We start from the raw sequence: 21086 nt of genomic DNA, 5'->3' as shown, positions 1-21086 counted from the left end.
GCTGTCCATCACATGCCCGAGAGCCGACGTGTCCATCCGACGCCCTTTTATCCCCCTCGCCGTACTGGCCCTGCTTTCGCTCGCCGGTACGGCGCAGGGGCAACGACCGATGCTGCCCCATCCTGAAGACGTCGCGTCGATCGAGGGCATCATGAAAGCCTATTACGAGGTGGTCTCCGGGCCGGCCGGGCAGCCGCGCGACTGGGCGCGGGACAGCTCGCTGCACCACCCGGCGGCGCAGATCGTCATCGTCGAGGAGGTGGCCGGCAAGCCGCAGGCGCAGGTCATGACGCTCGGCGACTTCCACCGCGCGAGCGCGAACCTCGCCGACCGGGGGTTCTTCGAATACGAACTGCACCGCGAGGTGCAGCAGTTCGGAGCCACCGCGCACGTCTGGAGCACCTACGAATGGCGGACGGATAAAAACGGTCCGGTGGGCGGTCGCGGGATCAACAGCATCCAGCTGTATCACGACGGATCGCGCTGGTGGATTCTCGGGTGGATGTTCGATGGGCGGAGCGACGCCGGCCCGATCCCGCCGGCCTATTTGCCCGATCATTGATGAAAAAGCGGATCCTGGCGGCCGCCCTTATCTCCCTCGTCGTTTCCGCCGGTTGCCACTCCGAGCCCCCGCCCCCGCTGCTGCGGCTCGCCGGCGATAGCGTCTGGCATTACGTGCAGCAGCCCGCCGGCGCCCGGCTCACGTTCGCCGTCAACGGCGAGTCGGAGATCGGCGGCCTGGCCTACACCCAGGTTCACGTGACCATCGAGGACGGCGACGAGATTCGGGATGCGGGGCATCTGTACGTACGGCTGACCGATGAAGGCCTTTTCTGGCGTCTGAGCGACAGCGCACACACCCTGCTCACGCCGGGCTTTTTCATGTACCCCGTCCGGCCCGGACGCGCGTATGCGCGGGACGGCGCGACGTACCGGGTGGAACGCGATACGACATCCTACGCCGGGGCGACCGTCAACACCCTGACCTACGAACAGCGCGTCGCCGGCAAAGACCCGCTGCGGGTAACGTTTGCGCCCGGCGACGGCATGATCGCGCTCGAAAGCGGCGCCTTCCGGTTCGTCCGCGAACGCCCTTGACCCCAGGGGAATCGCATGCTCTTCAAACGTGAGCATCTCCCGGCATGGGGGCATGGGGGGTGTGGGAGTATGGGGGGTATGGGAGGTTTTGCGGTAAAAATGCCCCCATGCACCCAAACGCCCATACGCTTCTCATGGTCACGGCAAGAATGCGATGGTCCTGCCCTTGACCCGCCTCGGATCGCACCTTTTCGGCCGGCGCCGTACCTTGTCGCCGGCACACGTCGGTGCTCCGCCGCCCATTCATCAGCTCGTACAGGATTCCATGCGCGCCCTCTTCAGCCTCGTTCTCCTCGTCGGTTTTATCGCGCCCGCTTCCGGTCAGAAACTGACCGACCGGCGCCCGGTCGCCACCTATTCGATCGTCGCCCGCGACTCGGCGACGGGTCAACTCGGCGTGGCGGTCCAGTCGCACTGGTTTTCCGTCGGCCCGATCGTCGCATGGGCGGAAGCCGGCGTGGGCGCCGTGGCCACCCAATCGTTCATCGACCCCTCGTATGGCCCGCTCGGTCTCGCGATGATGCGCGCCGGACGCAGCGCGCCGGACGCCCTGGCGGGCCTGCTGCGGGCCGACGCCGACCGTGAAGTGCGGCAGGTCGCCATGATCGATGCGGCGGGCCGCGTACAGGCGCACACGGGCAACCGGGCCATCCAGGCGGCCGGCCAGCACGTGGGCAAGCAGTATTCCGTACAGGCCAACCTGATGGAGAACCCCACGGTGTGGGATGCCATGGCGAGGGCCTACGAGACCGCCGAGGGCGACCTCGCCGAGCGGTTGCTCAAGGCGCTCGAAGCGGCGGAAGGCGAGGGCGGCGACATACGCGGCCGGCAGTCCGCCGCCATCCTCGTGGTGTCCGGAACACCGACCGGCCGCTCCTGGGAAGATCGGATCTTCGACCTCCGCGTGGAGGACAACCCGGACCCGGTCGCCGAACTGCGCCGGCTGGTCCGCATGCAGCGGGCCTATCTCAAACTCAATGAGGGCGACGGCTGGGTGACGCAGGGCAACTTCCCGAAAGCGCTCGAAGCCTATTCCGATGCCATGGACATCCTGCCCGACGAGGCCACCAACGGCGAGTCGCCCTTCTGGGTAGGCGTCACCCTGCTGGACGCCGGCGACGCCGACCAGGCCCTGCCCTACCTCCAGCGCGCCTACCGGCAGGATCCCCGCTGGGCCGACCTCATCCCCCGCCTCCCCGCCGCCGGCCTGCTCAAAGCCGACCCGGCCACCATCGAACGGCTGGTGCAGGCCATGCAGCGGTGATCGAAAAAGGTACATCGTACATCGCAAATTGGGGCTGCCGGGAGGGTCTTCGACCAGCAACCGACGATTTGCGTTTTACGATGTGCGATTCCCCCTCACATCGTTTTTTCCCGGTGCAGCCAGCCGGTGAGGCTGAGGCGTTCGCGGCGGGAAGGGAGCACTTCGTGGACGATGCGATCGCTCCGGAAGCAGACGAACGTGCCGGCTTCGGGTAACACGTCCACGAACAGGTGCTCGGGGGCATCGGGGGGATGGATGCGCAGCAGTCCCCCGTCCTCCGGCGTCCAGCCCCGGTTCAGGTAGAGGATACACGATATCATCCGATGGGGGGCGTGCCTGAACTGGTCCAGGTGCGGCTTGTAGAAAGACCCCGGCGGATAGATGGCGTAGTGCGCCTCGAAGGCGCGCAGCCCCAGATAGAGCGACCGATTCATCTCGAGCCGGAGCGCGTCGACGAGGCTCCAGTACGGCTTCACCGCCTCGGGCAGCGCCTCGGCGTCCAGCCAGTGGATGCGGTCGTTGCGGATCTCCGGCCGCATCGCCGCGGCGCCGGCTCCGATGCCGGCCTGGCGAAAGGCCCCGGCCTCCCACAAGGCCAGCTCGGCCTCGATCATGCGATCGATCACATCGCCGTCCAGAAGTCCCCGTGAAATACTCCAACCCGTCGTCGCAATCGCCTCGACGATACCGGAAAAATCAAATGGGATACCCAACGTAATGCCTGAAAGACACCGTATTGAACCCGCAGGGCCATACCAGCCGAAACACAACCTGAACGGGAGTGAAATCGCCGCATATAGCGCGAATCGCCGGCATTGGTTCCTGCGCCCCGATGCCGCCTCATCCTGGCGTTCGACGCACTAGGGACGACCGCGCACACGCATGTTAGACCGCGACGGGAGGCCCCCAAATATTCTGCCGGCGGGCGCCCGAAAGACTAGCAACTAATCCATGCACCTGTCGTAATTTCGCTCTGTTCACGGAGCCGGCCTTTGAATCGTTTTCCGCGCGATCGCTGGAGCACGAACAGCTACCCGATACGCGCGGCGAGACGGCGCCGCAGCGGCACGTTCCAGGCGCTCGCGGCAGCAAACCTTCACATCTGGCTGCGCTCTATACAGGCATCCGCCCTAACCTTGGAGACATCACCATGGGTGCGCATGTTTACGTTGACGAAACCAACGTCGGCCGCGGCGTTTTTGCGGCTCGACACTTTAAGCCTGGAGAATTGATCTTGACGTTCTCCGGGCCACGCATCGACCATACCAGTCCACTTCATCACACGGAGCACGCGGGCAATCTGCTGCAAACTGGAAAATACACCTACATCTATCCCGACGCTCCGGGCCTCTACGTTAACCACTCCTGCGAACCAAACGCCGGCATCTTTCCACATCGCCGCCTCGTCGCGCTGACCCCGGTCGAACCGGGCGAAGAAATCCGCTTCGATTACTCCACAACCATGGACGACGGCATCTGGACGCTCAATTGCCTCTGCGGCCAACCCACGTGCCGGCACGTTGTAACCGACTTCAAAACCCTGGACCCCCAGCTTCAAGCCTCCTACCTCATGCGTGGGATCGTGTTGCGGTTCATCGCCCGCACGTATCGCCCCCCGATGATGAGAGCCGCTTGATTGACGGGTCGCCGTGAATTGCCCTGACCTGCAGGCGTCTGGCCCGGTGCCAGGCGCCTTTTTTTATTCGATGCGGCGGGCCCGGGGCAGGCTGAGCCGCGCAAAAATAGCATAAGACCGTAGGCCCGTCGTCAGGATCGCGACCGCCAGCAGCTGCGCCTGTTCCGGCAAGCCGGCCATCGACGCCGCCAGGAAGCTGACCCCGCCGGCCAGCGCCGCGGTGGCGTAGAAGTCTTTCTGGATCACCGCGGGGATTTCCCGGACCAGGACGTCACGCACGACGCCGCCCCCCGTGGCCGTCAGCCCGGCCATCATGATCACGCCGATGGGGCCCAGCCCGAACGCCTGCGCCTTGGACGCGCCGATCGCGGCGAACACGCCCAGCCCGATCGCATCGGCCACGAGCATCTCCTTCCAACGCGGCGCTATGTGCGGCGCCGCCAGAAACACGGACACACCCCCGAGGATACAGACGACGAGGTACCGTTCATCCTGAAAAACCGCCGGCGGCGTGGCGCCGAGCAGCACGTCGCGCAGGATGCCGCCTCCCACCCCCGTCAGCGTGGCGAGCACGAGAATGCCCAGCAGATCGAGTTCGTATTTGGCCGCTTTTAAACCGCCAGACACGGCGAACACGAAGGTGCCGATCAGATCGAGCAGTTCGAGCATCGTTCGTTCAGCCGGCGACCGCGTTCGCCCCGAGCGCCGCGAGTTCCGCGTCCTCCGCCTCGGGGAGTCCGCTCACCCCCACGGCCCCGACCACCGCGCCCTGCCACACGATCGGCACCCCGCCGCCCCATCCCGTGTACCGCAGGTCGCCAAAGTTCGTCATCGGAAAGCCATCCACCCGGGAGGCCTTCCCGATGGCCCCGGAGGGCTTGCGTTCGCGCGCCGCCGTAAAGGCCTTGTTGATGGCGTTCTGGATCGACGGCAGCGGGCACCCGTCCGTGCGCAGAAAAGCGACGAGTTCGCCATGGACGTCGACCACCGCGATCGCGGCGGCCTTGCCGGTTTCCGTCAGGCGCCGGCGTATCGCGTCGACAACGGCGAGCGCATCGGCATGGGAGAGCGTGGCAACCTGGTGCATAACAACCCTACGACGGCGGGTGAAGAGACGATCAGTACAACTTGATCTCGAAGATGAGCGTGGCGCCCGGCGGCACGACGGACGACCCGATATCGCCGTAGGCGAGGTCCGGAGGGATGATGAGCTGACGCTCGCCGCCACGCCGCATGGTGGCGACGCCCTCGACCCATCCCAGGATCACCTGCGACTCGTTCAGCGTGAACGAGGCCGGCACGCCGCGCAGGATCGAACTATCGACCAGGGTGCTGTCGCTCAGCCACGCATTGTAGTCCAGCACCACCGAGGCGCCGGCGCCGACAGGCGTCCCCTGCCCCACGACGAAGTCGTAATACTTGAGGCCGCTCTCCAGCACGGTGAACAGCGAATCCGCCACGACGCGCGGAACCGGGTCGGGCAGCACGACGACCTCGGGCTCCTCGTCCTTCCAGTTGAACAGGTCGCACGCCGAGACCGACAGCAACAGGACTATGGCGAGTGCCTTGACAAGGTTTTTCATAGAGGGGTTATTCGACGGCCAGGACGACGACTTCGAAGATAAGGGTGGCATTCGGTGGAATCGCTCCCCGGCCCGGAACACCGTAGCCGAGGTTGGGCGGGATGACGAGCTGTCGCTCGCCGCCTACGCGCATCCCTTCGATGCCCTCGTCCCACCCCTTGATGACATTCCCGGTCCCCAGCTGAAAGAGCAGCGGCACGCCCCGGAAAACCGAGCTATCGAAGAGGGTATTGTCAACGAGCCATCCGTGGTAATGAACCTGAACCACGGAGCCGGAATCGGCGACGGCGCCGTCGCCGACAAAAAGTCGTAATACTTGAGCCCTGTCGACGAGACGACGTAGAGGGAGTCGGCTACTTCACGCGGCAACGGATTCGGATCGATAGGCTCCTGGGGGTCGCCGTCGAAGAAGTCGCACGCGGAAAAGGCGACGGCAAGGAGGATGAGCGACATCCATACGGATAGACGTGCGGGCATGACAACCGGGTGAGGGATGGGTAGGACGCGATCCGCCGGCCGGCGGAAACCTACGTACGCCCCAGGTTGCCAAGATGTTTTGCCTGCCGGGCGCGCGCCCAGAACTTACACGCAGGCCGCGGCCGACGCGTAAACCTGCCGGCACCGGCGCAGGGCCTCCTGCAATTCGTCGCGGGCGATGGGTTTTCCGATGGCGTAGGTAAACCCGCGCTGGAGCAACACGCCGCGCTGCTCCTCGGTCAGTTCGGACACCATGGCGATGGCCTGCACGCCGTCCGGCATGTGCGGCCGGAGCCCCTCCAGGGCCTCGGCGGCGTCATCGGTCGACGCAGCCGCCAGCAGCACCACGTCGCAATCGCCGGCGTCCAGGCTCGGACGGGCGGCCGCGGTGTCCTGGAACGCGATCACCGTCTGGTCCAGCCCCTCGAGCGCCCGCTGCGCGAGCTTTTGCTGGACCGGGTGCGCCTCGACGAGGGCAAAACGAAGCGGCCCCTCCACGTTTTCCGGCGCCTCGTCGATCTTCAGGACATCGAGAACGACGGCGCGGAGCGCATCCAGCTTCAGGGGTTTCGCGATAAACGGGTAGGCCCCGCCGAACAGGGATCGGTGCAGGATGGTGCCGGTGACGATGCACGGAACCGGCGCCAGCCGTTTCACGAGGCTGGAAACGGTCGACCCGGGCAGGGTGGCATCGACGAAAGCGAGATCGAACGATTGCTCGCCGGCCAGTGCGAGGCCTGTTTGTTCATCGGCGGCGACGACACAGTGGATACCGAAGGACTCGACGTACTGGCGCAGCGTTTCGCGCGCGTCGTCATGATCCTCGATGAGGAGCGCGCGTTTGCCGGCCAGGTTCGCCGGCGCCGGCGCCGCGCCCGGGGCGACATCGAGCGAGAGGTTGAGGAAAAAGGTCGAGCCATTCCCCGAGGCGCTCTCGACGCCCATCTTGCCGCCCATCAGCTCGACGAGCCGCGATGAGATCGACAGACCGAGCCCCGTGCCGCCGTATTTACGCGTGGTCGAAGCATCGACCTGCGAGAAGGCGTCGAAAAGCGTCGCGAGCTTGTCATCCGGTATGCCGATGCCGGAGTCGTGCACCGCGATCTGAAACGAAAAACTGCGCTCGCTGGTGGCGACCGGTCGGACCGACACCACGATGCCGCCCTTGTCCGTGAACTTGACGGCATTCGACAGCAGGTTGACCACAATCTGCCGGATACGGTTCGCATCGCCGTAGAGGGCCGCCGGCACCTGCGTGTCGATGCAGCTGACCAGCTCCAGCTGCTTCTCGGCGCTCTTGGCGACCACGACATCGATCGCCGCCTCGACCACTTCGCGCAGGTCGAACGGGATCCGCTCCAGCACCACCTTGCCGGCTTCGATCTTCGAAAAATCCAGGATATCGTTGATGATGGCCAGCAGCGCCTGACCGGAGGACTGGATGACCTCCACCGTCTCGCGCTGATCCTCCTCCAGATCCATGTCGAGCAGCAAACTGGTCATGCCGATCACCCCGTTCATGGGGGTACGGATCTCGTGACTCATGGTGGCGAGAAATTCGGCTTTCGCGCGGGCCGCCGCCTCGGCCGCTTCTTTCGCCACCACCAGGTCGCGCGTGCGTCGCTCCACTTCCCGCTGCAGGGCGATGTTGCTCTCGAAAAGCGAAAACGAATCGCCGGAGGAGCGAATGCTCTGCTTCACGCGCTCCTTGAGCGCATCGTTGATCTTCTTTTGCCTGACCAGTTCTTCCTCGAGCGCGCGCAGACGCGCTTCCGGATCGAGCGGAGATTCCATTCAGTCGCCCTCTCCTATGGCTACTCCCGTGAGCGTCTGGTTGACGTGCAGGCCGTTGATCTGCTCGCCGAACGTGCTGAAACCGAGGAAATTGACGCTCTGAAGCCGTTTTGAGACATCCCCCTCGATCCCTTTTTCGAAGATCTCCAGCCGGCGAAGGATGCAATCGCAGCCCAGGGTCAGGGCCGGCTGGCCGATTTCCCCCCGGAGCCTGCCGATCTGCGCATCGAGCGCCTCGATATAGTCGACGCAGCGCCCGATGGTCAGCGGCAGCCCCGTATCGATGGCACAGAACAGCACCAGGCTGCCGTCCGGATCCATTCGGGAGATCGAACGGACGTACCACTCGTCGCCGATCTGGATCATGAGCGGGTGCAAGGAAAAAATCGCGGTCTCGAGCTGATCCCGGGTGAGCCCGAGGGCGCGGGCGTATTCGTCGCCGGCGTTGCCTCCGTTCAGTTCGTAGATGGTGCGAATCTCCGGATCGGAGTGCGTCACCACGAGGTCCACGTCGGTCGGCTCGAAGTGCTGCCAGCGGAATACCTGGAACGGGAGCGTGGTTTCGATGACCGTCAGCACCGCGGCCTGCCGGTGAAACTTCCCGTCGACAAACACCAGGGTTTCGACAAACTTCAGATCGTCGCCGGCAGAGCCCCCGACGATCGACATCCCGTTGAATGCGTTGTAGAGGTTGGCCGTGACCTGCTCCTCGAGCAGCGAGAGCCCGTCGACGAGCAGCAACCCGAACATCCCTTTCGCGCCGATCCGTTCGTTAAAGACCAGATCCGGCTCCACCTCCTCGCACAGCATGGCCGCGCGCGTGAGCCCGAAATCGCGCATGGAGCCGATCAGCCGGGGATGCATGCTGAAGTGCGACGAAGGAAATCCCAGACCGACGATGCTATTTGCCTGGTACGCGGTGCCGATCTCGCCGGCCGTCGTGCACCCGACCACAGGGCAATCGAACGCTTCGCGCATGCCCTCCGCGATGACCTCGAGATCGTAATTGGCCGAGCAAAAGAAGATCACGCCGGCCAGGTCCGGCTGGCGCACCTGTTCGGCAAAGGCGGCAACGGCGCGCCGGGCGTCGGGCTCCAGGATCTCTGCGCGACGAATCAGGGCGGTGTCAATCATAATCCATTATTACCTGTACAAAGGATCTGGCGCGCAAGGCGGCACATGGGCCATTTGCCTCCATTCGGTCCGGTAGCCGCCATGCAGGGAGGTGCAGCATGCACGTGATGGGTATCGTCGGCGGAACGCATTTTTTAAAACCCGCCGGCCGCGGTCCGGTGGCGGCGCCCTCGGTGGTTTCCTATCTTGCCCCGTCTATCCGAACGTCCACAGCAGATTTCGACTATGCGTCGCTCCGCCATTCTCTGGTTGCTTTTGTTCGCCCTGCAGGGGTCCGGGTGCACCTTACGCATGCGCCAGCCCGACGAAGCCGAGCGCAATGCGTTGCGGGAAACCGTCCTCAGCCTCACCCGCGAAATTCTCGACGCCGCAGAACAGGTGGATGTCGAAGCCGCCTTTCGCTACCACAGCGCGCTCCCCGACGCGGTATTCCTGATCGACGGCAAGCGGTACACGCGCCGCGAGTTGATCGAGGCCTACCAGAGCATCTATGCCGGCGTGGAAAGCCAGGATATCGACTTCGGGGAACCGACCGTCACCGTCGTCTCCGAACACATGATCGTCGTCTCTTCGACCGGCCGGTTCGTGACCCGCATGAAAAGCGGCGGATCCTTCGCGCGCGATGCGGCGTGGACGTATGTGTGGGTGAACGAGGGAGAAACCTGGAATATCCGCCACGTTCACCAGTCCTTCCCGCGCCCGGATTGACCGCCCGGATTGAACCGGCGCATCCGTGCCGCTCCCTACACGCCAAGGCGCCATGCACGCGCTCGCTCATCTACCCGTACAGACCCGCATCCGCAACGGCAGTCCCGTGCGGATCAGGCCGCTGATGCCCTCGGATCGCGAGGGCCTGCGCCATGCCGCCGGCCAGCTTTCGACCGATTCGTTTTATGCGCGCTTCCACAGCATGCCCTTCACCCTGTCCGAGGCGCAGCTCGACTATTTCACCCGCGTAGACCAGCAGCGGCACGTGGCCCTCGCGGCCTTCGACCTGGCCGGCGACGCCGAAACCGGCATCGCCACGGGGCGATACATCCAGATCGGCGACCTGCCGGCCGCCGCGGAACTGGCGCTGACGGTGGTCGATGCCTACCAGCGGCTCGGCGTGGGCTCGCTCCTGCTCGAACAGTTGATCCGGATCGCGGCCACGAACGGCATCGGCACCTTCGTGATGCACATCCACGCCAGCCGGCGCGGCCTGCTTCGCACCCTGTTCGCCGCCGGGGCGAACGTCGCGCAGGTCGAGGCCGGCGTGGCCGAGATCCATCTGCCCCTCCACGCCGTGGCGGTCAAGGGGTCGTGAGCAGCAGCGTATTGCCGGACGGATCCTGGATGGCCGGCCGATCGAACAGCACCGTTCGCGCGATGCCGGCCGCGTCGAGGTGACGCAGGAAGGCGTCGCGCGTCGTGTCGTCCGGCAGCACGAGCGATGCCGCCACCAGCCCCAACGCCCCGGGCGACGGTGGCTTTGCGCCGCGAGATTCCCAGGTGTTCGCACCGATATGATGGTGGTAACCGCCGGCGCTGAAAAAGCCGGCGCCCGGCATAAACGCCATCGTCTGCATCCCCAGGGCCTGCTCGTAAAACCGTAGGGTGGCCTGGATGTCCGCGACGCGTAGATGCACGTGCCCCATCGTCGTCCCGTCCGGCAGGCCGCGCCAGGCTACGCCAGCGCCGGCCTCGAGCAGGGCGCGGACATCCACCCGCTCGGTGCCCATCCGGAGGAGGCCCTCCACATATTCCCACATCTCGCGCGGGCGGTCTCGGTACACCTCGATGCCGTTTCCCTCCGGATCGGAAAGATAGAGCGCCTCGCTCACGAAGTGGTCGCCGGCGCCGTCGAGCCGGTAGCCGGTCTCGGCCAGATGCGCGAGCCACGCGCCGAGATCCGCTTGCGACGGAAGGAGCAGGGCGAGATGGTACAGCCCCGTCGATCCCGGCTCCGCGCGGCCGCCCTCCCGGCGCACCAGGTGCACCAGCGGAACCCCGCCGGCTCCCAGCATCGCCTCGTCGTCCGTGCGGACCAGCAAATCGAGACCGATCACGACCCGGTAGAAGCCGCTCATCCGTTCGAGGTCGGATACCGCAAGCGTGACCGCGCCCATCCGGACGCGCGGATCGATCGTGTAGGCGTGAGGATGGATGGAGGAATGGGCTTCCATGGAAAGAGGACTTGAAGGAGTGAGGACAACCCGTTATCATGGTAACCCCCGACAGGTTCCTGCGGCACGCCATACCGCGGCCTACCGATGACGGCGGCGACGCCACGCGCAGGCAACCTCACCCTGGACCACCGAGCCCGAGTATGGACTGGATTCCCGTATTGCTTGGAAGATTGCACCCGATGATCGTGCACTTCCCGATCACGCTGCTGCTCATCGCCCTGCTCATCGAAGTCCTGACCTGGAACGGCCGGCGAAGCCATCTCGAAGCCGGCAAGCGCATGATGCTGGGCCTGGGCGCCCTTTCGGCCGTCGTTGCCGCCGTCCTCGGGCTCCTGCTGGAAGACGCCGAATCGTTTACCGGGCAAACCGTGGTGTGGCACAAATGGGCGGGCATCGCGACGGCGGTGCTGGCGCTGGCGAGCCTTGCCCTGTTTCGGCGCGCAAAGGGGCTGAACACGGACCGCAGCCGGCTGCAGTACCGCGGCGTCCTCATCGCCGCCACGCTCGGCGTAGGCGTCGCCGGCCATTTCGGGGCGTCGCTCACGCACGGCGAGACCTACCTGACCGAAGTGCTCCCCTGGAACAGGCCGGCGCTGCCCGAGCTCAACCCCACGATCATGGCCGCGCTCGACGCCGGCGAGGCGCTGACGGACGACCAGCGCGTCGAACTGAACCTGGGGGTTCGCGCCATCTTCGCGCACAGCTGTTACAAGTGCCACAGCTCGAACAAGGTGGAAGGCGGGCTGCGGCTGGACGAGAAGGAATTCGCCTTTCTGGGCGGAGACTCCGGCGCCGCGATCGAGCCCGGCAACAGCGAAGGGAGCGAACTGGTGCGCCGGCTCCTCCTCCCGCGCCACGACGAGGAGTCCATGCCCGAAAAACGCGACGCGTTGCCGTCGGACGAGATCGCCCTGATCCGTCTGTGGATCGACGACGGCGCCTTCTGGCCCGACACGCTCGAATACAAGATCTTCCGGGAGGCCCCGCTCGCGCCGCGCCTGCCCGACCTGCCCGCCATCGCCGGCGGACGCACCCACCCGATCGATCGTATCGTCAATCGGTATTTCGAAGCACACGACATCACCTGGGAAAAACCTGTCGACGACCGCCGGTTCATCCGCCGCGCCTATCTCGACGCGATCGGCCTGCTGCCGACGCCCGAAGCGGTCGAGGCGTTTGTGGCCGATGGCCGACCGGACAAGCGGGCGGCGCTGGTCGACGAACTGCTGGCGCGCGACGACGACTATGCCGCGCACTGGCTCAGCTTCTGGAACGATCTGCTGCGCAACGACTACAGCGGCCCCGGCTATATCGACGGCGGCCGCCGGCAGATCACGCGGTGGCTGTACGACGCCCTGAAGGCCGACATGCCGTACGACGCGATGGTCCGGTCGCTCATCAGCCCCGACCCGCAGTCGGACGGCTTCATCAAGGGCATCAAGTGGCGCGGTGCGGTCAACGCCAGCCAGCGCGTGGAGCTGCAGGCCGCCCAGAACATCTCGCAGGCCCTCCTCGGCCTGAACCTGAAGTGCGCGTCCTGCCACGACAGCTTCGTGGGCAACACCAAGCTCGACGAGGCCTACGCGTTCGCCAACGTTTTCGCCGACACCACCCTGGAGATCTACCGCTGCGACAAGCCGACGGGACGCATGGCGGAGACGGCGTTCATCTACCCCGAGCTGGGCACGATCGACGACTCGGCGCCGGTCACCGAGCGCCTCGTGCAGCTCGCCGACATCATGACCCGGCCCGACAACGGCCGGCTTCAGCGCACCCTCGTCAACCGGTTCTGGGCCCGCCTGATGGGGCGCGGCATCGTCGAGCCGGTCGACAACATGGATGCGCTGCCCTGGGATCAGGACCTGCTGGACTGGCTCGCGTCCGACTTCTCGAACCAGGGCCAGGATATTCGCGGACTGCTCCGCACCATCATGACGAGCGAAGCCTACCAGCTGCCGGCTCGCATCGCCCCCTCCGAGGACGTGGTCCGGAGCGCGACGTTCGCCTTCGCCGGCCCGCTCGTGCGCCGGCTCACCGCCGAACAGTTCGCCGACGCCGTCAGCGCCTCGATCGCCCCGGTGTACGTGAGTGTCGCGTTCAACCCGGAAGCCCAGCGCAAGGCGCCCGAGGCGAGCTGGATCTGGTATCCCGACATCCACCAGTCGCAGAATGCCTATCCCGGCACCCGTTACTTCCGGGCGACGTTCGACGCGCCGGCCCGGGCGCTCGAGTCGGCCAGCCTCCTGGCCACGGCGGACCATTCGTATCGCGTGTTCATCAACGGCAAGGAAGCCCTCGCCGCCAGCGACTGGCGGACGCCCGAGCACATCGACGTGCGATCTTTCATCCGGTCCGGACGCAACCTGATCGCCGTCGAGGCGGTCAACGAAGGCACGGTCCCCAACCAGGCCGGCGTCCTGCTGAGCCTGCAGCTCGCGTACAGCGGCGGCACCGTCCAGCGCGTGGAGAGCGGAGACGGGTGGAAAACGCTCGACAGCCTGGCGACGGGCTGGAACGAACCCGGCTTTGACGATGCCGGCTGGAAAAACGTCCAGCGCAAGAGCCACAGCCTGTGGGGCTACCTGCTCCGGTTCACACACGACGACGACGCCCCGCTGCCCGATTTCGCGAGGGCCTCGCTCGTCTACAACGACGATTTCCTCAAGGCGCTCGGGCGCGAAAGCCGCGAGACGGTGATCACGAGCCGGCCGACGCAGACCACGCTGTTGCAGGCGCTCGAAATGACCAACGGCGAGCGGTTCTACGAGACCATGCAGATCGGCGCCGAGCAGTGGCTCGCGGCGCTCGGCGACGAGCCGGCGGCGCTCGTGGATAGCGTATACGCCTCCACGCTCAGCCGGCCGCCCACCGACAACGAACGCCGCGTGGCCCTCGAACTGCTGGGAACGGAGCCCGACACGTCGAGCGTCCAGGACCTGCTGTGGGCGGTCGTCATGCTGCCCGAATTTCAGTTGATTTATTGACCGAACGTACGTGCCCGGACGGTTTGACCGTCCGAAACAGGTTACAAGATGCAGGATACAGGATGCAGGGATGCAGGATCACGATCAATCGCACGGTTTTTCGGTAACCATCCTGCATCGCGTATCCCGTATCCATCGATCGCCTCGCTACCGTACGGAACGTCACGTATTCATTGATCTGACGCGGATGCGCTCACTATGAAAGATTCCTTCTCCCGTCGCGAATTCGTCAAACGGTCCGGCGCGGCCACCCTTGCCGCGATGGCCGCGACCCTGCCGTCCGCCACCTTCCTGAGCTCCTGCGCGAGGTCCGCCCGGGCGAACGCTTCGGCCGACACCGTCATCCTGCTCTGGATGGCCGGCGGCATGGCGCACACGGAAACGTTCGACCCGAAAACCTATATCCCGTATGAAAAAGGGATCGACCCGAACAAGGTGCTCAGCACGTTTCCGTCGATCCCCACGGCGATCGACGGCGCGCAGTTCAGCGAGGGGCTCGAACAGATCGCGAGCGTGATGGACCGCGGGACCGTGATCCGCTCCTATCAATCCGGCGACCTCGGTTTCATCCTCCACTCGCGGCACCAGTACCACTGGCACACCTGCTACGAGCCGCCCCAGACGGTGGCCGCGCCGCATATCGGTTCCTGGATCGCGCGCGAACTCGGGCCCATCAATCCCGCGTTGCCGGCGTTCATCAACATCGGCCAGCGTTTTCATGTGGGCGAGGCCGAGGAGCTGAAAGCCTTCCACACCGCCGGCTTTCTCGGGGCCGAGTATGGCCCCTTCCTCATCCCCGACCCGCAGACCGGCCTCGACAGCGTGCGTCCGCCCGTCGGCATGACGGCAAGCCGGTTCGAGCGCCGCAATCAGCTCTATCGCGAACTCATTAACCAGAGCCCCCTCGGCGATCAGGGCAGCGACTACCAGAAAGAGTCCCTCATGCGTTCGATGGAGCAGGCCTATCGCCTGCTCAACTCACCCGAGGCGCGGGCCTTCGACCTGTCCCTCGAACCGACCGAATCCTACGATACCTACAACACCGGGCGCTTCGGGCTCGGCTGTCTCCTCGCCAAACGGCTCACCCAGCAGGGCGCACGTTTTGTCACCGTCACGACCGAGTATGAGCCGTTCCACGGCTGGGATACCCACGAAAACGGGCACACGCGGCTCGTCAAGATGAAGGAGCTTATCGATCGGCCCATCGCGCAGCTCGTGCGGGACCTGGAAGAGAGCGGCCACCTGGACCGCACCGTGATCATCCTCGCGAGCGAGTTCAGCCGGGACATGCTCATGGAGGGCCGGCCTGGTGCCAAGGTAAAGGACCAGGTGTTTGTGCCCGATACTATCGAGGATCTCGTGCACTATGGGATGCATCGCCACTTCACAAGCGGTTGTTCGATTTTGATGTTTGGAGGCGGCATCAAGAAAGGACATGTTTTTGGCCGCACCGCCGACGAACGCCCGTGTGAAGCGGTAGAAAACCCGGTAAAAATCGACCAGATACATCAGACGATTTACCACGCGCTGGGCATTCCGCCCGAAACCAGTTATGAGATCGAGGGACGCCCGTTTTATACCACACCCGACGGCAAGGGAGAGGCCATCCTCGACATCCTGGCCTGACGACGTGACCGATCCCGCTGGTTCAGAACTATTTTGCGCGATTCTGGTAAACGAATTGCCTGTTTTTTCGCGCCTCCCCGATGCAGGGTATCGTGGCGCATCCCCTGATACCTTTCTCGATAATGCCGGGCGGGCCTTCTGGTTTACAGGCCTGCCTTTCGTGGCACTTTCTGGTACGTATTCTCTCGGACGGACCTCCGTATCGGCAGAAAAGGCGGCGCACATTGACATGCGATGAAGCGCAGTTTACCGCGATGTCAAATCAACCAACGCCCAAGATCAGCCGACGGGCGATATTGATGATTTACCAGTGCGCCTACGATTCGGGAATGACTGAAAGTCAATTCTTCGAAGGCGTGGGCTACGACGCCGATTCATGCCCCGAATGGATCGAATGGGATCATTGCGTGCTGTTTCATAACCGCCTTGCCGCACACGCCGGCTCCGACGAGCAGCTCCGCGAAATCGGATTTAACGTCTTCAAGGCGCCTTCCGGCATCCTGCTGCTCCGCGTCCTCGGGTTGTTTTCGGACCTTTCCGCGATTCTCATGCGCATGAACGCGTTCATCATGCGCACCTTTTTCCCGGGACTGATCTTCGACACCACGATCGACCGGTCGACGCGCAGGGCAACAGCCAGCATCCGCATACCCGAACCGTTCGCCTCGTGCCGCGCCTTTTTCGTCCTTTCGGCCTCCGCCTATGAGGCGACCTTCCGGCAACTCAAGGTGCCGTATCGCGATTTTTCCTTCGATATTTCGGAACGATCCGCATCGTACACCTTCACCTTCTATCCCAACCGATCGCTCTTCGAACGGGTCCGAAAGATTTATCAGGTGATCGTAGGGGCGGACTATGCGGTGCAGCAGCTCGCCGAAAACGAGGAGGAATTACGCCGGCGCCTGGAGATCGTGGAAGCCGCCCGCGCGGAGGCGGAAAGCCTGCGGATCAAGGAAGCGGAAGCCCGCCGGATCGCCGTGCAGGCGCTTGAAGTCCGGCAGCGGTTTCTCGCCGTGATGTCGCACGAGTTGCGCACCCCGCTGAACCACATCATCGGCGCCTCGACGATCCTGAAAGACGAGGAGCTGTCCGAAGAGAACCAGGAGATGGTCGGCATCGTCGACGAAGCGGCATTGCACCTCCTGCATCTGATCGAATTGATTCTGGATTTTACCGGTGTCGGCGAACTGTCGATGGAGATGGCGTCGGAGCAGGCCATCGACGCGCTCATCGACCCGGTAGTGGACAAGATGATTTATGCCTGCGAGGCGAAGGGCCTCTCGTTCGAGTACCGGGCGCTCGAACCCGGCCGAGTGTTGCCGCTTTATCCCGGGCACCTGAGCCGCATCCTGACGTTGCTGCTCGACAATGCCGTGAAGTTTACCGAAGCGGGTATCGTGCGGCTTCACGTGTCGATGCCGGCCGAAAAACACCTCGCCTTCCGGATCGAGGACAGCGGCTGCGGCATCCCGGCCGAGTGGGGCTCGCGGGTGTTCGAACCCTTCCAGGCCGTGGACGACTCCCAGACGCGGGCCACGGGCGGCATCGGCCTGGGCCTGACGATCGCGCGCAAGCTGGCCCAGGAGATCGGAGGCGATGTGCGGCTGCTGGAATCCACGACGACCGGCACGACCTTCCAGGTCGACATTCCACTGGATCGGAGCCTGTCGGTCGGCGACGGCATGGCCTCCTGAGTAGAAATCGCGCCCCCCGCCGGCCTACCGCCGGCGAACCATTGGCGCGCTAACGAGTACCCTGTCCCCGCGCCGCCGATCTGCCAGATATCCACCGAGGCAGGCTGGTTGCTTTCTGATCGATCACCTACATTCCGCAACGCGGAGCATCCCCCGGCTCCGCCCGCATCGCGCCAGACATGGGACACGTACACGCCCGGGGATGGTGGGAGCAGGCCGATCTGGGCCGGCAGTACATGGATGGATTGATCGTCTCGATCGAGAACGATCACATCGAAGGCTCCGGCAGCGATATGGTAGGCCTGTTCGTCCTCACCGGCTCACTCAGCGAAAACCGACACGTGGTCATCGACAAACAGTATCTCGGCAAACACCGGGTGAGTTATTCGGGCCAGTACGACGGCGTCCAGCGCCTGTGGGGTCGGTGGCGGCTGGCCGGCATGGAAGGCCCGTGGGAAATCGTGATCAAGGCGGAAGGGCAGGACGACGAGGCGATCGAAAACGAGGCCGTCGCCGCCATCGACGAGCCGGCGACGACGCACTGACCCCACGCCGGCGTCGCCCATGCGCGGTTGTATACGATCGACTACCCGAACCGTATGACCATACCCGAGCACTTACGTCATCAGCGCCTGTACAGCGACCGGGAAGTGAGCGCGATGCTGAAGCGGGCCTCGGAATTGCAGGATCATGCCGACGCGGGCGTCCGACAGGGGCTGCCCTACGCGCAGATCGAATCGTTCGCGAGCGGCCTCGGCATCGATCTCGAAGTGCTCCGCGCCGCCGCCGTCGAGCTGGAGCAGCGGGATCTCGAACACGGGACGCGCACGTTCTGGGGCGGACCCTTCGAGTTCGCGATAAAACGCATCGCCCCGGGAGCCCTCACGCCGGCACGCGCCGTGCGGCTGACGGATGCCCTGGCGGCGCTGAAACCGCGGATGAACGAACGCCGGGACGGGCACATCCACGGCACCGTCCGGTCCCACCTCACGGGCTCTCTCCATATTCACGTGGACTCGACGGACTCGCACACGACGATCCGCCTGCATCGCACGTTCACCCACGCGGCCGCCCTCGCGTATTCGCTGGGCATCGCGCTCAGCCTCATCGCCGCGATTTCAGCCCCCCTGCGGCATCATACCCTGTGGGTCGAGACCCTGATTTTCGCCGGCAGCCTCCTGCTCGGACTCACCGTAGCACGCCTGTCCCTGGGCCTGTGGATCCGCACACAACGCAAGCGCTTGAAACAACTGGCGGACCGTTTGCGTGATCTCTCTTCAACATCCCAATCCTGAATCGTCCGATGACCATCCATAGAACCATTTTTTCCCCCCGCATCCTCGCGCTCGTTGCGACGGGTCTCCTGGCAACCGGGGCCCTGGCTCAACCTACGCCGGCCGAGTTGCAGGCCCTGCGTGTCGACGTCGTCTACCTCGCTTCCGACCTGCTCGAAGGCCGGCAGACCGGCTCGGCCGGCGAGACCCTCGCCGCCGAATACATCGCGTCCCAGTTCGCCGCCATCGGGCTCGAACCCAGAGGCACCGACGGATGGCTCCAGCCGTTCTCGTTCCGCTACAGCGCCAACCCGCACGCGCCGGCCGAATCCGGCGAAGAGCGTACCGGCCATAACGTGGTCGCCTTCCTCGACAACGGCGCGCCCACGACCGCGATCATCGGCGCCCACTACGACCATCTCGGCCACGGCGGTTTCGGCTCCCGCGACCCCAACAGCGACGCCGTGCACAATGGCGCCGACGACAACGCCAGCGGGACGGCCATGCTCATCGAGCTGGCGCGCCGGCTCAAGGACGCCTCCTACGACGGCAACAACTACCTGTTCATCGCCTTCTCCGGTGAGGAACTCGGCCTCTACGGCTCCAAATATTTCGCCAACAACCCGACCATCTCGTTCGACAACGTCAGCTACATGCTGAATATGGACATGGTCGGCCGCCTCAACGCAGAGAACGTCCTGGCCGTAAACGGCACCGGCACGTCGCCCGCGTGGGATGGCGTGCTCGACGGGCTGGCCGGCAACGGCATCCAGGTCAAGAAACACGCCTCCGGCATCGGTGCTTCGGACCACACGTCGTTCTACCTTCAGAACATCCCGGTCCTCCACTTCTTCACGGGTCAGCACCAGGAATACCACAAGCCGTCGGACGACAGCGAGCTAATCAACTATGAAGGCATGTATGCCGTTACCGACTTCATCATGGGCGTCATCGCCTCGCTCGACGATTCCGGGAAGCTGGCCTTCACCGAGACGAAAGACGACGACCAGGGCCGGGCGGCCGCGTCGTTCAAGGTGAGCATGGGCATCATGCCGGACTATGTCGCGGAAGGCAAGGGCGTCCGCATCGACGCCGTCGTCAACGGCCGGGCGGCCGCCACGGCGGGCCTGGAGAAGGGCGACGTGATCATCAAGCTCGGCGATGCCGACATCGACGACATCAACGCCTACATGCAGGCGCTCGCGACCTACGAAAAGGGCGACAAGACCACGGTCGTCGTCAAACGCGGCAACGAGACGGTCAAAAAGAACATCGAATTTTGAGCATCCGATCCGGCCTATCCGGTTGAAAAGAGACGTCCCGTCGGGGCGTCTCTTTTTTTTGCCCGGCCGCGACGGCTTCCCTCCCTGCAACGCCGGCGCATTCGCTCCGTAGACAGGCCCGGACCCCACCGACGGCCTGCCATGACGATCGTATTTCTCAAAGGACGCGACAAACGCCACACGCTTTCGTGCATTCGGGACGACGGATCGAAGACCTGGACCTCCATCCAGAATGTGTTCGGCCCCCTGCACGACATCGGCCACTATGCCGTGGAGTCGGTGCTCGGGTTCGACGGGGGCTTTTACGGACTGCTGGCGCAGGGGCGCAGCATCCAGGAATTCGAAGAAACGGCCGACCGGAGCTGGATCGGCCCCCAGGGACTGCAATCCGAGGCCGTGGTGATGGCCCTCCAGTACGAGCTGGCCGGCGTGCTGCCCTATGCCGATTTCCTGGAGGCGGTCCGCGCGTCCTGCGCCGGCACGGGCGTGCCCATGCCTGCCGGACTGAACCCCGCGATCCACGAGGTCATCCTGTCGCGTTACCGGGCGCTGCTCGACGACTGGGAAGCGGTCGCTCCGGGGGAAACGCTCACGCTTCAGTTTCCGTGAAGTCCGTCGGTGGTCCCTCTCATCCGCAGGCGGTATCTTGAGCGCATGCGAAGATCTGCTCCGCACCGCCCTCATCGAACGGATCATCCCCATGGCGCCCATGCACCGCCGCGCTTTTCTGAAGAGTGCCCTCACCCTGCCTCTGCTCGCCGCGACCGACGCCGAGCCGCTGCAACCCGCTCGCGCCGGCAGACCGCTGCCCGGTCATCTGAAGCTCAGTTGCAACATGTTCTCGTTCAACGAGCCGCTGCGCGGCGGCGCCATGACGCTCGAACAGGCGATCGAGGCCTGCGCCGAGCTGGGCTTCGACGCCGTGGACCCGACCGGGTACTACTTCACCGGCTACCCCGAGCCGCCCGAGGATGCGTATGTGTTTCACATCAAGAAACACGCGTTCAGGCTGGGGCTGGACATCAGCGGCACGGGCGTGCGCAACGATTTCACGCTTCCGACACCGGCCGA

The 21086-nt window shown here is 64.7% G+C and carries 22 protein-coding genes and 1 pseudogene; 15 read left to right on the top strand and 8 right to left on the bottom strand.

What is annotated here, in order from left to right; translation table 11 throughout:
- Positions 1-28 precede the first annotated feature (28 nt).
- The 3 genes from R2834_05435 (at position 29) to R2834_05425 (ending at position 2362) form a co-directional block, all read left to right on the top strand.
- Positions 29-562 carry a hypothetical protein gene (locus tag R2834_05435; protein MEZ4699750.1) on the top strand — a complete coding sequence of 178 codons (534 nt, stop codon included), beginning with the start codon at positions 29-31 and terminating at the stop codon, positions 560-562.
- Complete coding sequence (locus tag R2834_05430) at positions 562-1098, top strand: hypothetical protein (protein ID MEZ4699749.1); 537 nt, start codon at positions 562-564, stop codon at positions 1096-1098. Before R2834_05435 ends, R2834_05430 begins: the two co-directional genes overlap by 1 nt.
- Before the next feature lie 265 nt (positions 1099-1363).
- Positions 1364-2362: a DUF1028 domain-containing protein gene (locus R2834_05425; protein ID MEZ4699748.1), complete on the top strand. Its 999-nt coding sequence runs from the start codon at positions 1364-1366 to the stop codon at positions 2360-2362.
- A 95-nt stretch (positions 2363-2457) separates the two neighbouring features.
- Here the strand turns inward: R2834_05425 and R2834_05420 are convergent, their stop codons facing one another.
- Entirely contained in the window at positions 2458-3075 is a 618-nt protein-coding gene (locus R2834_05420; GenBank protein ID MEZ4699747.1) for a 2OG-Fe(II) oxygenase, read from the bottom strand.
- A gap of 437 nt (positions 3076-3512) precedes the next feature.
- Here R2834_05420 and R2834_05415 point away from each other — a divergent pair, with 437 nt between their 5' ends.
- Positions 3513-3998 carry an SET domain-containing protein gene (locus tag R2834_05415; protein MEZ4699746.1) on the top strand — a complete coding sequence of 162 codons (486 nt, stop codon included), beginning with the start codon at positions 3513-3515 and terminating at the stop codon, positions 3996-3998.
- A gap of 63 nt (positions 3999-4061) precedes the next feature.
- On the opposite strand, the gene R2834_05410 is transcribed toward R2834_05415, so the two are convergent.
- From R2834_05410 to R2834_05385, 6 genes and pseudogenes are all read right to left on the bottom strand, one after another.
- A complete protein-coding gene (locus tag R2834_05410; protein MEZ4699745.1) occupies positions 4062-4667 on the bottom strand; it encodes a trimeric intracellular cation channel family protein in 606 nt (201 codons plus the stop codon).
- Positions 4668-4674: 7 nt separating this feature from the next.
- The gene (locus R2834_05405) at positions 4675-5085 is read right to left on the bottom strand and encodes a heme-binding protein (GenBank protein MEZ4699744.1); all 411 of its coding nucleotides are present in this window, start codon (positions 5083-5085) and stop codon (positions 4675-4677) included.
- A 31-nt stretch (positions 5086-5116) separates the two neighbouring features.
- Positions 5117-5581 carry an FKBP-type peptidyl-prolyl cis-trans isomerase gene (locus R2834_05400; GenBank protein ID MEZ4699743.1) on the bottom strand — a complete coding sequence of 155 codons (465 nt, stop codon included), beginning with the start codon at positions 5579-5581 and terminating at the stop codon, positions 5117-5119.
- Positions 5582-5588: 7 nt separating this feature from the next.
- A pseudogene (locus R2834_05395) lies at positions 5589-5855 on the bottom strand (FKBP-type peptidyl-prolyl cis-trans isomerase).
- A gap of 308 nt (positions 5856-6163) precedes the next feature.
- Entirely contained in the window at positions 6164-7852 is a 1689-nt protein-coding gene (locus tag R2834_05390; protein MEZ4699742.1) for an ATP-binding protein, read from the bottom strand.
- On the bottom strand, positions 7853-8986 hold the full coding sequence (locus R2834_05385; protein ID MEZ4699741.1) for an FIST N-terminal domain-containing protein: 1134 nt from the start codon (positions 8984-8986) through the stop codon (positions 7853-7855).
- Positions 8987-9211: 225 nt separating this feature from the next.
- Here R2834_05385 and R2834_05380 point away from each other — a divergent pair, with 225 nt between their 5' ends.
- Both R2834_05380 and R2834_05375 read left to right on the top strand, forming a co-directional pair.
- Positions 9212-9694, top strand: coding sequence for a nuclear transport factor 2 family protein (locus R2834_05380; GenBank protein ID MEZ4699740.1), 483 nt, complete (start codon positions 9212-9214; stop codon positions 9692-9694).
- Between the two features lie 52 nt (positions 9695-9746).
- Positions 9747-10292 (top strand): GNAT family N-acetyltransferase, encoded by a 546-nt coding sequence (locus R2834_05375; protein ID MEZ4699739.1) that lies wholly within the window; start codon positions 9747-9749, stop codon positions 10290-10292.
- Here R2834_05375 and R2834_05370 read toward each other — a convergent pair.
- The gene (locus tag R2834_05370; GenBank protein ID MEZ4699738.1) at positions 10279-11151 is read right to left on the bottom strand and encodes a VOC family protein; all 873 of its coding nucleotides are present in this window, start codon (positions 11149-11151) and stop codon (positions 10279-10281) included. The two genes, R2834_05375 and R2834_05370, sit on opposite strands and share 14 nt — an antisense overlap.
- 143 nt (positions 11152-11294) lie before the next feature.
- Between R2834_05370 and R2834_05365 the strand changes: the two genes are divergently transcribed.
- The 9 genes from R2834_05365 to R2834_05325 all read left to right on the top strand — a co-directional run.
- Positions 11295-14138 carry a DUF1549 domain-containing protein gene (locus R2834_05365; protein MEZ4699737.1) on the top strand — a complete coding sequence of 948 codons (2844 nt, stop codon included), beginning with the start codon at positions 11295-11297 and terminating at the stop codon, positions 14136-14138.
- 198 nt (positions 14139-14336) lie between these two features.
- On the top strand, positions 14337-15764 hold the full coding sequence (locus R2834_05360; GenBank protein ID MEZ4699736.1) for a DUF1501 domain-containing protein: 1428 nt from the start codon (positions 14337-14339) through the stop codon (positions 15762-15764).
- A gap of 4 nt (positions 15765-15768) precedes the next feature.
- Positions 15769-16002 carry a hypothetical protein gene (locus R2834_05355; protein ID MEZ4699735.1) on the top strand — a complete coding sequence of 78 codons (234 nt, stop codon included), beginning with the start codon at positions 15769-15771 and terminating at the stop codon, positions 16000-16002.
- 91 nt (positions 16003-16093) lie between these two features.
- A complete protein-coding gene (locus tag R2834_05350) occupies positions 16094-17458 on the top strand; it encodes a HAMP domain-containing sensor histidine kinase (protein MEZ4699734.1) in 1365 nt (454 codons plus the stop codon).
- Between the two features lie 179 nt (positions 17459-17637).
- Positions 17638-18003, top strand: a complete 366-nt coding sequence (locus tag R2834_05345) for a hypothetical protein (GenBank protein ID MEZ4699733.1) — start codon at positions 17638-17640, stop codon at positions 18001-18003.
- A 54-nt stretch (positions 18004-18057) separates the two neighbouring features.
- Complete coding sequence (locus R2834_05340) at positions 18058-18753, top strand: hypothetical protein (GenBank protein ID MEZ4699732.1); 696 nt, start codon at positions 18058-18060, stop codon at positions 18751-18753.
- Positions 18754-18761: 8 nt separating this feature from the next.
- Complete coding sequence (locus R2834_05335; GenBank protein MEZ4699731.1) at positions 18762-20015, top strand: M28 family peptidase; 1254 nt, start codon at positions 18762-18764, stop codon at positions 20013-20015.
- A 141-nt stretch (positions 20016-20156) separates the two neighbouring features.
- Complete coding sequence (locus R2834_05330) at positions 20157-20624, top strand: hypothetical protein (protein MEZ4699730.1); 468 nt, start codon at positions 20157-20159, stop codon at positions 20622-20624.
- Between the two features lie 37 nt (positions 20625-20661).
- Positions 20662-21086, top strand: a 425-nt coding sequence (locus R2834_05325; protein MEZ4699729.1) for a hypothetical protein, incomplete at its 3' end; no start/stop codon positions are given.

The sequence above is a fragment of the Rhodothermales bacterium genome (genome assembly GCA_041391505.1).
Lineage (GTDB): Bacteria > Bacteroidota > Rhodothermia > Rhodothermales > JAHQVL01 > JAWKNW01.
This window is presented reverse-complemented; position numbering and strand designations above follow the sequence as displayed.